12 protein-coding genes are annotated in these 13985 nt (G+C 69.7%); 4 read left to right on the top strand and 8 right to left on the bottom strand.

Features of this window, described 5'->3' with window-relative positions:
* Positions 1 to 187 precede the first annotated feature (187 nt).
* The 3 genes from AB0I71_RS30930 to AB0I71_RS30940 all read right to left on the bottom strand — a co-directional run bounded on the left by AB0I71_RS30930 (position 188) and on the right by AB0I71_RS30940 (position 3526).
* Positions 188 to 859, bottom strand: coding sequence for a lytic polysaccharide monooxygenase (locus AB0I71_RS30930; RefSeq protein WP_357590678.1), 672 nt, complete (start codon positions 857 to 859; stop codon positions 188 to 190).
* Positions 860 to 1094: 235 nt separating this feature from the next.
* Positions 1095 to 2156: a hemolysin family protein gene (locus AB0I71_RS30935; RefSeq protein WP_357590680.1), complete on the bottom strand. Its 1062-nt coding sequence runs from the start codon at positions 2154 to 2156 to the stop codon at positions 1095 to 1097.
* Positions 2153 to 3526: a hemolysin family protein gene (locus tag AB0I71_RS30940; RefSeq protein WP_357590682.1), complete on the bottom strand. Its 1374-nt coding sequence runs from the start codon at positions 3524 to 3526 to the stop codon at positions 2153 to 2155. Before AB0I71_RS30940 ends, AB0I71_RS30935 begins: the two co-directional genes overlap by 4 nt.
* A 522-nt stretch (positions 3527 to 4048) precedes the next feature.
* Here AB0I71_RS30940 and AB0I71_RS30945 point away from each other — a divergent pair.
* Positions 4049 to 5674 (top strand): Ig-like domain repeat protein, encoded by a 1626-nt coding sequence (locus tag AB0I71_RS30945; protein WP_357590684.1) that lies wholly within the window; start codon positions 4049 to 4051, stop codon positions 5672 to 5674.
* 165 nt (positions 5675 to 5839) lie between these two features.
* Here the strand turns inward: AB0I71_RS30945 and AB0I71_RS30950 are convergent, their stop codons facing one another.
* The 4 genes from AB0I71_RS30950 to AB0I71_RS30965 form a co-directional block, all read right to left on the bottom strand.
* Complete coding sequence (locus AB0I71_RS30950; RefSeq protein ID WP_357590686.1) at positions 5840 to 6109, bottom strand: hypothetical protein; 270 nt, start codon at positions 6107 to 6109, stop codon at positions 5840 to 5842.
* Positions 6110 to 6195: 86 nt separating this feature from the next.
* Positions 6196 to 8013 carry a carbohydrate-binding domain-containing protein gene (locus AB0I71_RS30955; protein ID WP_357590688.1) on the bottom strand — a complete coding sequence of 606 codons (1818 nt, stop codon included), beginning with the start codon at positions 8011 to 8013 and terminating at the stop codon, positions 6196 to 6198.
* A 296-nt stretch (positions 8014 to 8309) separates the two neighbouring features.
* Complete coding sequence (locus AB0I71_RS30960; protein ID WP_357590690.1) at positions 8310 to 8681, bottom strand: metalloregulator ArsR/SmtB family transcription factor; 372 nt, start codon at positions 8679 to 8681, stop codon at positions 8310 to 8312.
* Between the two features lie 139 nt (positions 8682 to 8820).
* Complete coding sequence (locus tag AB0I71_RS30965) at positions 8821 to 9804, bottom strand: NAD(P)-dependent alcohol dehydrogenase (protein WP_357590692.1); 984 nt, start codon at positions 9802 to 9804, stop codon at positions 8821 to 8823.
* 200 nt (positions 9805 to 10004) lie between these two features.
* Here AB0I71_RS30965 and AB0I71_RS30970 point away from each other — a divergent pair, with 200 nt between their 5' ends.
* From AB0I71_RS30970 to AB0I71_RS30980, 3 genes are all read left to right on the top strand, one after another.
* On the top strand, positions 10005 to 11180 hold the full coding sequence (locus tag AB0I71_RS30970; protein ID WP_357590694.1) for a sensor histidine kinase: 1176 nt from the start codon (positions 10005 to 10007) through the stop codon (positions 11178 to 11180).
* Positions 11177 to 11842: a response regulator transcription factor gene (locus tag AB0I71_RS30975; protein ID WP_357590696.1), complete on the top strand. Its 666-nt coding sequence runs from the start codon at positions 11177 to 11179 to the stop codon at positions 11840 to 11842. Before AB0I71_RS30970 ends, AB0I71_RS30975 begins: the two co-directional genes overlap by 4 nt.
* A gap of 80 nt (positions 11843 to 11922) precedes the next feature.
* Positions 11923 to 13266, top strand: coding sequence for an ATP-binding protein (locus tag AB0I71_RS30980; RefSeq protein ID WP_357590699.1), 1344 nt, complete (start codon positions 11923 to 11925; stop codon positions 13264 to 13266).
* A 4-nt stretch (positions 13267 to 13270) separates the two neighbouring features.
* On the opposite strand, the gene AB0I71_RS30985 is transcribed toward AB0I71_RS30980, so the two are convergent.
* Positions 13271 to 13942, bottom strand: coding sequence for a response regulator transcription factor (locus AB0I71_RS30985; protein WP_357590700.1), 672 nt, complete (start codon positions 13940 to 13942; stop codon positions 13271 to 13273).
* Between the last annotated feature and the right edge of the window lie 43 nt (positions 13943 to 13985).

The raw sequence follows: 13985 nt of genomic DNA on the forward strand, positions 1-13985 counted from the left end.
ACCCCCCGGATCATCCACACGACAGGGGCAGAAAGTCATACCGGGCCGGGCGACCGAGGGTCCCCGGCTGGGGACGATCAAAAAGGTAACGGGGGGGACGGCCGCACCGCCACGGCGAGCAAGCGGCGACTCCGGCCCAGGAGTTCGTCCCGGGCCGGAGCCGAGCTGTGCCTGGCAGCCGCGTGGATCAGACGATGTTGATGTCGCTGCACCACATGTAGGTCTGGTCCATGTGCGACGCCTTCCAGATCACGAAGAGAACGTGCTGGCCGCTACGCCCGGACGGGATCGAGACGTTGAACGAGATGTTCTGCGTCGGCGCGTAGCGCCCGGTCTGCAGGATCTGGTCGATGTTGCCCCAGCCGACGCGCTGCGAGTTCGGATTGAAGCCCTGCCGGGTGACGTAGACCCGGAAGAAGTCAGCGCCGTGGCTGGCCTGGTCGTAGAACCGGAGCGTGAAGTTGCGGCTCACGTTGGTCGCCTTCCAGGCCCCCGGCTGGTTCACGGTGTCGTTCCGGGAGAGGGCGTTGCTGCAGAGCTGCCCGTCGGGCGTACGGGCCTGGTACTGCCCACCGAGGCCGTCCCGCAGCTGGCTCATCCAGTTCCACATGGTGTCGGGGTTGGCCTGGAACGCCCGGTAGCACATCGGGTCCTGCGTCTGCATCGCCGGATCCATGTGCCGGTGGCCCCAGTTCTGCCAACACTGGTAGGCGCGGGTCGCCGGGTTGATCACGGTGCCGTGGGCTTGGGCGGCACCCGCCCAGGGCAGCATCGCGGCCACCATGGTGAGGGCGAGGACCAGCACCCGGACGGCTGGCCGGGATCGCCGGCCGGACTGGTGGGGATGGTGTGAACGCACGGTGCATCCTCCATTTCTGACACGCTCACCGGGACGGGTTTGGGAGCGCTTCCAGCGAGTATCACACCAATCGGACAAGATATCAATGATCGTCTATTGATATCGGTTGTTCAGATTCCGCTGGCGTTTTGATCAGCACGACACCCGCCACGTCTTCGAAGAAGCGGCATCAAATGATCGACAATTGGCGTGATCATCGGGACGGTTGGCGCCCCGCGACCACGTGCGGCTTTCGTCAGTGGACCAACGCGGTGTCGGTCGTGCGCCGGGTCGCGTCGCGTACCTCGCCGACGAGCTTTTCCACCACGTCCTCCAGTGCGGCCAGGCCGAGGAGTTGGCCGCTCGAGTCGACGATGGTGGCGAGGTGGGCGCCCCGGTGTTGCATGACGGTGAGGGCGTCGCGCAGCGGTCGTGCGGCGTCCAGGGCGACGAGCGGGCGGATCAGTCCCGGGTCGAGCGGCTCGTCATGCTGTTCCGCTGGTAGTCCGAGGATGTCCTTGACGTGGACGTATCCGGTGAGCCTGCCCTCCGGATCGGTGAGCGGAAAACGGGAGTATCCAGTTGCCGCGCACTGGCGTTCCAACTCTGCCACGGTCGTGTCCTGGGGCAGGGTGACAAGTGCTGCCAGCGGAAGCGCCACGGTGGCGGCGGCCTGGTCGTTGAAGGCCAACGCACCGGTGAGCAGGTCGTGCTCGTCCTGGTCGATCAGCCCTTCCTGCCGGGACTGAGCGATGAAACCGGCGATCTCCTCGTTGTTGAAGCTGGAGGCGACCTCGTCTCTCGGGGTGACCCGGAGCAGCCGCAGAACCGCGTTGGCGATCTGGTTGAGCAACCAGATCAGCGGGCGGAGAACAGTGACGATGCCGTAGAGCACCGGCCCCAGCATCAGCGCGGAGCGTTCCGGACCGGCGAGGGCGATGTTCTTGGGCACCATTTCACCGAGCACCATGTGCAGGAACACGACGACTGACAGTGCGATGGTGAACGCGATCGGGTGCAGCAGCGCCTCGGGCACGCCGGCGGCGGCGAAGGGCTTCTCCAGCAGGTGCGCCACGGCGGGTTCACCGATCGCGCCGAGGCCGAGCGAGCAGACCGTGATGCCGAGTTGCGCGCCGGCCATCATCAGGGAGACGTTCTCCATCGCCCGCAACGTGACCCGGGCGATGGATGAGCCGGCAGCCGCGCGGGGTTCGATCTGCGTACGGCGGGCGGAGATCAGGGCGAACTCCGCCCCGACGAAGAAGGCGTTGCCGGCCAGCAGCACCACGGCCAGCATGATCGCGGTGACGTCACTCATGACCGGGTTTCCTCGCTCGGCTGATGGTCGGCGCAGGGACGCAGGGTGAGCCGGTCGACCCGGCGGCCGTCCAGCCGGATGACCGCGAGTTCCGCCCTGGCAGAGGTGGGCAGACCGTCGGCGTCGGGGTGACTCCGGTCCGCGACGGACACGGTGATGGTGTCGCCGACCTGCGGGAAGCGGCCGAGACGCTCGGTCACCAGCCCGCTGAGGGTGTCGGTGTCCCGCGCCTCCGGAAGGTCGAGGCCGATCAGCCGGGACGCCTCGTCGGGACGCAGCAGACCGGACAGGGTCCAGGTGCCGTCGGCGGACCGATGGTGGCGGCGGTGGGGACCGTCCTGCTCGTCCGCGATCTCACCGACGATCTCCTCGACGAGATCCTCAAGGGTGACGACGCCAGCGGTCCCGCCGTACTCGTCGACGACGACCGCCACCTGCAACCCGTGCCCGCGTAGCACCGCCAGCAGCGGGTCGAGCGGCATGGTCTCGGGCACCTCGGGGAGGTCCACCATGATCGCCCGGACCTGACGGGTGGTCCGCTCTGCGGCGGGCACCGCCAGGGCGTGCTTGAAATGCACCACGCCGACGACGTCGTCCACCCCGGCGCCGGTGACCGGGAATCGGGCATGGCCGCTTCCGGCGGCGAGGCTCAGCACCACTTTCGCGGGCGCGTCGGCGGAGACGAACTGCACCCGGTTGCGTGGAGTCATGACGTCGGCCGCAGTGCGCCCGCCGAAGTCGATCGAACGCGCGACGAGTTCCGCCGTCCGCGCGTCGAGCGTGCCCTCCCGGCCGGACCGGGTGACAAGTGAGGCGAGTTCCTGCGGGGAACGCGCCGAGGCCAGTTCCTCGGTCGGCTCGATGCCGATCAGGCGCAGAATCCGGTTGGCCGTGCCGTTGAGGAACCGGATCAGCGGGCCGGCGGCGGTCGTGAAGCCGCGCTGTGCTCCCGCTACGGCCCGGCCCACGCGCAACGGTTCGGCGATCGCCCAGTTCTTCGGCACGAGTTCACCGAAGACCATCTGAAAGCCAGTCGCCATGGCCAGCGCCAGGGTCACCGACAGGGCGGTGACCGCCGAATCGGACAGTCCGGTCAACCCGAGCGGACCACGCAGCAGCGTGGCCAGGGACGGTTCGGCCAGGAAGCCGACCACCAGACTGGTGACGGTGATGCCCAGCTGCGCCCCGGACAGTTGGGTGGACAACGTCCGTAGCCCCTTGAGCAGGCCGGCGGCCCGGCGGTCACCGGCCTCCGCTCCGCGCTCGACCGTGGCCCGGTCAACCGTGACGAAGGCGAACTCCGCGGCCACGAACAGCGCGTTCGCCGCGATCAGCAGGACCGCGACGGCCAGCAGCAGCCACTCGGTCACCGGCAGAACCTCGCTCGGGCCTCGGGCTGCTCAGTACTGGGAGGCTCACCGTCGCTGGACATGCCGGCCAGCGTAGGCAGGCATGCTGAGACGTTGCTGTGTGCCAACGCGAGGCGACACTCGGAGTTGTCTCGTACACCTGCAGACCTTGGCCACCCACACCACCCCGGTGCGTTCGGCCGGCGCGGCGCACCGCCGCATCAGCTCCGTGACCAGGCGACTCAGCGACGTAACAGGCCCGGAACACCCTTGACACCAAAAGGTGAGCCGCGCCACACTACGCATGCTAATTCGATTTAGCTGACAAGCACGCCCAGGACGGGCCATCCACGACGAACAGCGGGGCCGCGTGACCCGCAGGAGGCTCCTCCGGCAGCGCGCCGGATCCGGAACGGTGCAATCCCTCGTCCGGGATTCATCGACAGAAAGGAGGTGAAGCGGGAAAGGGCGCGCCGTCGCCAGTGTCCGACCAGACCACAGATCCCCATGAGGCCGCGCGAGGCCATAGAGGAGTAATCCCAGATGAGGAAAGCGATCGGAAGACGCAGGCTCAGCCGTGCGATCTCGTTGCTCGCGATCATGTCACTCGGCGCAGGTGTCAGCGCCACCATCTCCGCGCCAGCCGCCGCCGGCAAGCGCCCGATCGTGGAGGGCGCGACCGTCAAGGCGGATCGCGGTTCACCGACCGGATACACCGTCACGTTCGTCTATCACAACCCGAACGCGACGCAGGTCCGCCTTGCCGGGGACCTGACTCTGCTCGACCTCGGCACCGGCAACACCCGCTATCAGCCGGAGGAGTGGCAGCCAGGTCGCTACCACGCCGGAGGTACCGAGTTCACCAGGGACATGACCAAGGACGCGAAGGGCTATTGGTCGGTCTCGCTTCCGCTGCACGCCGGGGGCATCAGCTACTGGTACCGGGTATGGGATCCGACCCAGGGCTGGGAGAACAAGCGCATCTGGGATCCCGCCTCGACGAACCCTCGTCCCCCGGGCGAGTCGTCGTTCCGCGTCCGGAACAACGACGTACTCGATGCCGTGTATGTGCCGTACGCCAAGAAGCAGAACGACCCGGTGCTCAAGGAGCGCGCGGAGTACGAGCTGCCGATCGCGGACCGCAAGAAGCGGGGCACCGTCACATACATCCCCTACACCACGATCCTGGGCGACAGCGGCCACTACCTCGGCGTCTACCTGCCGGCCAACTACAACCCCAATCGCGCGAAGCCGTACAAGGTGGCGTATCTCGCTCACGGCATCTTCGGTGACGAGACCGATTTCATGGTCCCGGCGAATGTCCCGAACATCCTGGACAACATGACGGCCAAGGGCGAGATCGAGCCCACTGTGGTGGTCACCATGGGGAACCACTTCACCGGCACCAGCCTCGGCTTCGGTTCCTACAACCAGACGAACGCGGCCAACAACCTGGTTCAGACGATCCTTCCGCTCATCGAGGAGAAGTACAACGTCTCGACCGAGCGGGAAGGCCGTGCCTACGCCGGGTTCTCCTACGGCGGCATGACGGGCGCCCACGTCATCAGGGGCTACCCGACCACGTTCGCCTACTACGGGCACTTCTCCGGTAACCCATCCCTGTCCGCGCAGGACTACGACAACGTCGCGGCCGCGGTCGGCGACGACGACCTCTTCGTGTTCCTCGGCAACGGTGTCTTCGAAGGCAACCTCAACGCCCAGAACGCCATCGCGGACAACTTCAGGGCTCGCGGGTATGCCGCCCGGACGGCCCAGGTTCCCGGCGCGCACGACGGCATGACGGCGAGTCAACTGTTCACGATCTTCGCCCGCGACCACCTGTGGTCGGAAGTCGACACCGTGGGCACGGCGCCGACCGTGATCAAGGCGAAGGCCGCGCCCGCGTCGATCGTCGGTGGCGGCACCTTCAAGCTGGACGTCGAGGTGCGGGCACAGTCCCAGCACAAGAAGGCGCCGAAGGTGACTGGCGAGATCACCGTCACCTTCGGTGGCACCACCCAGGTGGTTGCGCTGGACGGCGGCAAGGCCGTCGTGAAGCTGCCGACCACCGGGCTGTCGGCAGGGGTGTATCCGGTCCACGTCGCCTACTCCGGTGACCGGAACTACGCGCCCGCCGACGGGGTCCACCAGCAGCTACGGGTCCGGTAACACGCAACGTGGTGGGCCGGCGACCTCCGTCGTCGGCCCACCACCGGTGGCCGGCCCGTACGTCCGGCCTAGCCGGTCGCGGTCAGGGGCGCAGCCACCACGGGCTGGTGTACCCCACCCCGAAGTCGTTGCACGGGTCGGCCCGGAGGTTGCCACCGGGCTGAGTCATCGGTCGGCCTCCCGCAGTCGTCTCGGCAGACGGCCGAGCACCGCGTCGATCTCGCGCAGTGCGCTGTGGCTGGCCAGGTGCTCCCGTTCCTCGCCGAGTGGGGCGTGCTCCCCGCAGAACCACACCGCACCTGCGGGATGCCCGACCCAGCCGGGTGGCGGGTTGACGGCGTCGGCGAAGTACACCAGGACGAAGTCGCTCCGAGCGCCGTCGGACGGTGACTGATCTGGGTCGAGGTGGCAGGCGTGGCAGCGCGGGGGGAGCATGCGAGCAGTCTGGCAGCCGGCTGCCAGGGAGCCCGGCACCTGGTGGTGCCGGGCTCCCCTGATCCGGCGGTGAACCGGATAGCCGGTCAGGTCGCGGTGCAGGTCAGGGTCGGGGCCGCGTTACTGCCGTTCCAGGTGCCGAGGAACCCGAAGGTGGTGCTGGCTCCGGCGGCGAGTGAGCCGTTGAAGGAGACGTTTGTCGCCGTCACCGCCGAGCCACTGGCGCTGATCGTCGCGTTCCACGACTGGCTGATCGTCTGGCCGTTGGCAAAGGTCCAGGTCACCCGCCAGCCGTTGATCGCGGAGGAGCCGGCGGTCACCCGTACATCGGCCTGGAAGCCACCCTGCCACTGGCTGGCGACGCTGTAGGTCGCCGTACAGCCGCGAGCGCTCGGCGGCGGGGTCGTCGGGTTCGGTGGCGGCGTGGTGGGGTTCGGCGGCGGGGTGGTGGGCGGTGGGGTGGTCGGCGGCGGCCAGCCCGGGCCGCCGGGCGGCCAGCCGACCAGACCGCCGCGGTACTGTCCGGCGGTGACGGTCATCAGCCGGGTGGCTCCCGCGATGCTGCCGCCGGTGGTGGCCATGCCGCCGATGGTCGTGCCGGTGAGGCTGCCACCCAGGTAGATCTCGTAGGTCTGCCCGTGCTGGATCCGGTTGGAGGAGAAGACCACCTCCCGGAAGTTCTTGGGGGCACGGTAGGAGGCGAGCACCTGGCCGCCGGAGACCAGATGGAGCAGGGTGCCGGCCGGCTGGCTGCTGGACAGCTGCGGGGCGACCCAACCCTGACCCGAGGTGGGCGGCAGGCTCAGCACCGCCATCGAGGTCGATCCCGCCCCGAGTACGGTGCCGCCGTTGAAGTAGACCGGGCCGTTCGAGTCGATCGCGCCTTCACCGGGGCTGCCGGTGCTCGGCCCACTCACCACGACCGTGCCGGCGGCGAAGGTCACCGAGCCGTTGGAGTCGATGCCGTCGATGCTGGAGTTGACGAGGGTGGTCCCGCCGGTGAACCGGACGAACGCGTTCGGTGCCACGTCGAAGTCGCCGTACCCGTCCTCGACGGCGTTTATCGCGTCGTCGCGGGCGGTGACGTTGACGGTGCCACCGCTGATGGTGACCTGCCGGCTCTCGATCGCCTCGTAGGAGTTGGTGACGGTGACGGTGCCGCCGGAGATCGCGACCGTGTTCTCGCCCTTGATGGCGTCGTCACCCGCGTTCACCCGCACGGTGCCGTTCGTGATGGTGAGGCGGCCCCGGCCGGCCTCGGTGTCGTCGGACTTGATGCCGTCGCCGCCGGCGGTGACGTCGAGGCTTCCTCCGGTGATGTCGAGGAAGTCCTTGCCCCGGATACCGTCGTCGACCGCGTTCACCGTGATCGTGCCGGACTCGATGACCAGGCCGTCCTTGCTGGTGATGCCGTCGTACGCGTTGCCCTGCACGGCCAGCGCGCCGGTTCCGTTGATCCGCAGGTCGGCCTTGCTGAACAGGGCGGCGTTCGGCTCGTCGGTGTTCGGATCCGGATAGACGTATCTGGTCGCGTCGGAGAGCCGGCTGGTGGTGCCGGCCGCGAGCGTGATCACAACCTCATCAGCGTCCGCGACCTGCAACGGAGCGTTGCTGGAGTTGGTGATGGCGGCGCCGTTGAGGATCAGATTCACGGCACCCGAGGCGGCGGTGTCGACGTTGAGGTAGCCGTCGTTGAGGGTGCCGCTGATCTCGTAGGTACCCGGAGCGGTGATCGTCACGGCCCGCCCGGCGATTGTGACGTCGGCACTGGGGCTGGTGGCACTGGCGCCGGTCAACGTGATGGGGACGGTCGCCTGCGCGGTGGCCGGTGCCCCCAGCGGGCCGACGGTCAGCGCGACCGCGAGCCCGACGGGGACAATGGCTCTCAGCGGGATGCGTTTCATGGCTCTGTCCTGACTTGGATCGATGGGACGGGATCCACGCGTTCGCCACTATAGATGAATGTCGATGAGCTTCGGGTGATTCGCCCACACTGTGGCCACGGCCGAGGGTGCCGATCGCAGACGCGACGAGCCGATGGCCAGCAGGATGGCCATCGGCTCGGTGACGCTTGCCCGTCGCCCAGGCGGCTGTCGGCCAGGCAGGCTACGTGATCAACTACGAAGTGGGCCCGGCCGAGGTCCAGCTCGGCCCGAGGCCACCGGACGGGTGCCGGTCAGCCGGCACCCGCCGGTCCTGTTCAGCGGTTCCGCTTCGCTGCCCGCTTGCGGGGCGGCGTCAACAGATCGGCGATCGCGGCGATGGCCGACGGCACCAGACGGTAGTACGCCCACACTCCACGCTTGTCCCGCTCGAGCAGGCCCGCCTCGGTGAGGATCCGAAGGTGGTGACTCACGGTCGGCTGGGAAAGCCCGAGCGGCGCGGTGAGGTCACTCACGGACGCCTCCCCGTCCGGAGACGACTGGATCAGACTGAGCAGTCGCAGTCGGGCCGGGTCGGCGAACGCCTTCAGCACCCCCGCCAGCCGCTCGGCATCGGCAGGCTTGATCGGTTCGCCGGCGAGGGGCGAGATGGCCGGCGTCCTGGTCTCCACAGTTCCCACATCTTGCATCGTTGCAGCATCACCACCGATCGGCGGTGAAACGAGGGCTGTATCACCGCGAATTGTCCGGAATCCGCCCCGTGCATCCCATCGGCAGGGGTGCTGAGCGGCGCGGGAGTACGGGAACGAACAGCGACGAGAGCTGGGCTCACACTGTGACGACCACCTTGGCGCGGGCGTGCTCGGTCTCGACGTACCGGATCGCCTCCGGCACCTCGCTCAGCCGGTAGGTCCGGTCGATGACCGGCGTCAACTTCCCGGACTCGGCCAGCTCCCGCAGCGTCGCGAGGTGCCCCCGACCCGCCGTCGCCGACGGCGCGACGATGCGGTGTCTGACGAAACGCGCCACGATCGGCCCCCGGAGCAGCAGGCTCATCGGACCGAAGACACTGCCGCCGGTGAAGACCCCTCCCCCGGACAGCAGGAGTGACCCGTCCGGGGTGAGGATCTGCCGGAGGCCGGTCAGTGACCGGTTGCCGACCAGGTCGAGCAGCACCTCGTAACGGCGGTCGGCGCGGGTGAAGTCCTCCCGGGTGTAGTCGACGACATGATCCGCGCCGAGCGAACGGACCAGCTCGACATTGCGGGTCCGGCACACGGCGGTCACCTGCGCGCCGTACGCCTTGGCCAACTGCACGGCGAAGGTGCCCACCCCGCCGGACGCCCCGTTGATCAGGACGTGCTGCCCGGCCCGGAGGCCGGCGGCGTCGCGCAGGCAGACCAGGGCGGTGGTGGCGGCCAGCGGGATCGCCGCCGCCTGTTCGAAACTCAGGTTCGCCGGTTTCACCTCGACCAGGTTCTCGGCCACGCACACGTACTCGGCGAACGCGCCACCGCCCGGGCCGGCCTCGCCGTACACCTCGTCGCCGGGCCGGAACCGGGTCACCGCACGGCCGACCGCCTCGACCTGCCCGGCGAAGTCCTGCCCCCGGACCGTCGCGGTGGGCCGGCGGAGCCCGAACGACAGCCTGGCCAGATACGGGTCACCGCGCATGGCGTGCCAGTCGTACGCGTTCACCGAGCTGGCCCGCACCCGGACCAGCACCTCGTCGTCGCCGGGCGTGGGGGTCTCGACCTCACCCAGCCGCAGCACGTCGGGGGAGCCGTACCGGTCCTGCACGATCGCCTTCATCAGAATCTCCTCGCCGTCACGTGTCGGATGCTCTGCGACTGAGCCTGTCGGCACGGGCCCGGCGACGCGTCGGAGCGACGAAGGCACCGCTGCTACTCCCCGCGCGGCAGCGCAACGACAGGTCTACTCCGCCGGGAGTACGCCGGGATGCCTCCCTCGGGGCTGCCACTGTCGACTCCGATCGGCCTACAGTGCGGGGCATGAGCGGGTCGAGCCCCGATGTCGAACCGGTATCGCCCAGCGGGCGAGCGCCGTCGCGGCGCGGCCCTGGTCTGGCGGTGCTCACCGCGCTCGGGCAGCCGGTCGGAACCGCGATCATCGCCGGCTGGCAGCACGCCAGCGTCGGAATCATCGGGTACGCGCTGCTCGTGTTCAGTGGGCTGGCGCTGGCCGACCGGCACCGGTCACCGAGGCGGAACTTCCTGATCGTGGTCGCCGCGACCCTGGCGTACCACCTGCTGGACCGGCCGGTAGGGGTGACGTTGCTGGCGCCGATGATCGGCGCGGCGGCGGTCATGGCCGCCGGGCACCGATGGCTGGTGGCGGTGGCGTCCGCCGGGGCGTACGCCACCTGGGTGCTGGTCAGCGGTGCCACCCTGCGACAGGCCCTGGCGGCGTTGGCGTTGATCGCCGGTGCCGGCCTGGTCACCGAGTTCGGCAGCCTGGTCGCCGCCAGGGTCAACGACGGCATCGCGGAGCAGCGCCGACTCTTCGAGGAGCGGCAGCGCCGCCGGGCCAGCGAGCAACGGCTGCTGATCGCCGCCGAGCTGCATGACGTACTCGGTCATCACCTGTCGCTGATCAACGTGCGGGCCGGCGTCGGCCTGCACCTGATGGACCGCGATCCGGAACAGGCGCGCGCGGCGCTCGACGCGATCGCGCAGTCCAGCGCGGAGGCGCTGCGCGAGGTCCAGACGGTGCTCAACACGCTCTATCCGACCGGCGAGGCCGCCCCGCGAGCCCCCACGCCGGGGCTGGACCGGCTCGCCGAGCTGACCGAGGCGGCCGCGCTGTCGACCCGGACGGTGATCGACGGTACGGCCCGGCCGCTGCCCGCCGCCGTCGACCGGGCCGCTTACCGGATCGTGCAGGAGGCGCTCACCAACATCCGCCGGCACGCCGGGACGGGTGCCGCCGCCACCGTCACCATCGGGTACCGGCCGGACTCGTTGGTGGTCGAGGTCGACGACGACGGTGGTGGCGTGCGGCATCCGGGGCCGGCTCCCGCGGGGAACGGCATCACGGGGATGCGGGAGCGGGCTGCCGCGTTGGGCGGCGAGCTGACCGCCGGCCCGACCCCTGACAGCACCGGCGGTTGGCGGGTACGCGCCACCCTGCCGCTGGGGAGCGACCAGACGCGGGAGGCGACAGCGTGATCCGGGTCCTGCTCGTCGACGATCAGGTGCTGGTGCGGGCCGGCTTTCGAGCGCTGCTGGACGCCGAGCCGGACATCACGGTGGTCGGCGAGGCCGGCGACGGCGCGCAGGCGGTCCGGCTGGCTCGGCAGACCGTTCCGGACGTGATCCTGATGGACATCCGGATGCCCGGCATGGACGGGTTGGCCGCCACCCGGCAGATCGCCGCCGACCCGGAGCTGTCCGGGGTGCGGATCGTCGTGCTCACCACGTTCGAGTTGGACGAGTACGTCGGTGCGGCGCTGCGTGCCGGTGCCGCCGGGTTTCTGGTGAAGAACACCCAACCAGCCGAGCTGATCCAGGGGGTACGGGTGGTGGCCGCCGGGGACGGGCTGCTGTCGCCGAGTGTGACCCGGCGGGTGATCGAGCAGTTCGCCGCCGGTACCGCCACGCCTGCCGCACCTCGGCGGTTGGCCGAGCTGACCGAGCGGGAACGGGAGGTGGTGGCCCTGGTCGGCACCGGGCTGTCGAACGACGAGATCGCCGCGCGCCTGGTGGTCAGTCCGGCCACGGCCAAGACGCACGTGTCCCGGGCGATGATCAAACTTGCCGCGCGGGACCGCGCCCAGCTTGTGGTGTTCGCGTACGAGGCCGGTCTGGTCCGCCCCGGCTGGTTGCCCTGACTTCAAACCCCGCTCGGCAGACCGACACCCGACAATGTGGAGCGTTGTGGGCCCTCCCCCGTTCATCGAGGATTTCTCGCATGAGCATCGGCCGCCGCTCCACATCGCTCCGCGACGCGGGTTCTCCCCTTGACGGCGAGGCGGCGGGGCGTGGGGACAGCGCCGAGTCCGACCCGGCCGCCGCTGGCGTATCCAGGTTGTCCGACCGTCTGGCCCGACGCCTCGTCGAGGCCTGGCAGGGCTGGATCGACGCTCGCGCGATGGCTACGCTGCCCGGCCTCGACCGTGCCCTCCGGTTCGTCGCCGTACTGCTGTTCGCCCATCGCGCCAGCTATCTGCTGCCCGCCGCGTCGAGCCTGGGTTCCACAGGCGCCACCCACTACCGCAGCCCGGGGCTCAACCTGGCGATGGTGACGGTGGTGGTGGCCTGGAACACCATCCTGGCCGTCGCGGTCTGGCGACGCGGCTGGTTCACCACCCGGCACGTCGTCATCGACATCGTCGTGACCTGTGTGCTGCTGTTCGTGGCGAACGCCAACCTACGGGACGGCTTCGAGATCAGCGCCGCCAACTGGATGGCGAAGTTCGCCCTCGGCACCGCGGCGCTGGCCGGTGCCGTGTTGAGCGTGTCCCGGCTACTCGTCGCGTTGGCGGTCCTGGTGCTGTCCGCCGTCGCCGCGATCGCCCTGCGCACCGGAGGGCTGCCACCGTTGGAGTCCGGATTCCTCAACCACGTCAACTCCAGCCTGTGGTTCGCCCTGCTGCTGCATTTCATGCGCCGCTATCTCGCCGCCCAGGCGGACGCGGTGGACGCGGCCACCGCCCGGCGGATCGCCGCCGAGACCGCGGCCGCCGCCGGCCAGGCCCGGTTCGCCGAACGGCTCCGGCAGTTCCGCCACCTGCACGACACGGTTCTGGCCACCCTCACCGCGATCTCCCGTGGCGGTCTCGACCACCGCACCGAGGCGGTGCGCGCCCGGTGCGGCCGCGATGCCGACTACGTGCGGCGACTGATCGCCGAGGAACGTCCGGAGCAGACCACCACGCTCGGTGCCCGGCTGGCCGAGGCGGCCGAGGCAGCGGACGCCCTCGGCCTGCGGGTGCACCTGCTCGTCGGAGAGCTGCCGGACGAGATTCCCGACCGGGTCCTGGACGGGATCGGTGACGCGACCCGTGAAGCCCTGAACAACGTGGCGCGGCACGCCGGGACCGGGCGGGCATGGGTGTCCACGGACTGGACCGACCGGACGCTCACCGTACGGATCGTCGACCGTGGTCTGGGATTCACACCCGACCGTGTCATCTCCGGCTCCGGGCTGCGCCGCTCGATCAAGCAGCGGATGCGCGAGGCCGGCGGCTCGGCTCAGGTCTTCTCCGACCCCGGCGACGGCACCTGCGTCGAGCTGGTGTGGAACGACCGCTGACCGGCTACCGGATCAGGTCGTCCTCCCGGGCACGGTTGGCCAGGTCGAGCTTCGTGTAGGTGGGTCGGCCCGCTTCGCCGTACTTGGCCTTCACCCGGTCCAGGTACCGCCGGGCGGTGGCCGGCTGGATGCCGACCCGACGCGCCGCCGCGGTCAGCGTCATGCCGGACGCGTACGCCACCAGCACGGCCTGTTCCTGCGGTGACAGTTTCGGCCGGTCCGGCCGGGAGTCGTGCGACCAGGCGTACGCCAGCTCCGGCGAATGGGCGACGCGACCCTGCGCGACGTCGCGGACCGCCGCGGCGAGGGTGGCCAGGTCGTTGTCCTTGGTCAGGTAGCCGAGCGCTCCCGCCCGCAGGACGTCGACGCCGTGGGTCACGTACGGGACAGCGCTGACCACCAGCACCTGTCGGTTGCGGACGGCCAGCCGGCGAACGTTCTCGGCCGGCTCGGTACGGTCCGCGAGCAGCAGGTCCAGCACGACCACGTCGGCCGGCGCCGGTTCGGACGCGAGGAACTCGTCGACGGTACCGGCGGTGCAGACCAGCCGCAGGTCGGACGCCTCGGCCAGCCATGCCCTGATGCCGTCCAGCAGCATCCGGTCGTCGTCGATCACGGACACCGAGATCTCGGGACGCACGTGCGCCACCGTCTCCCGGTGCGACTGTCCTGTCAAGACGTCAATTTTGCCCTCTGGAGGCGTGCCGACACTCTGAGCA

This window comes from Micromonospora sp. NPDC049891 (assembly GCF_040660295.1).
Taxonomy (GTDB): domain Bacteria; phylum Actinomycetota; class Actinomycetes; order Mycobacteriales; family Micromonosporaceae; genus Micromonospora.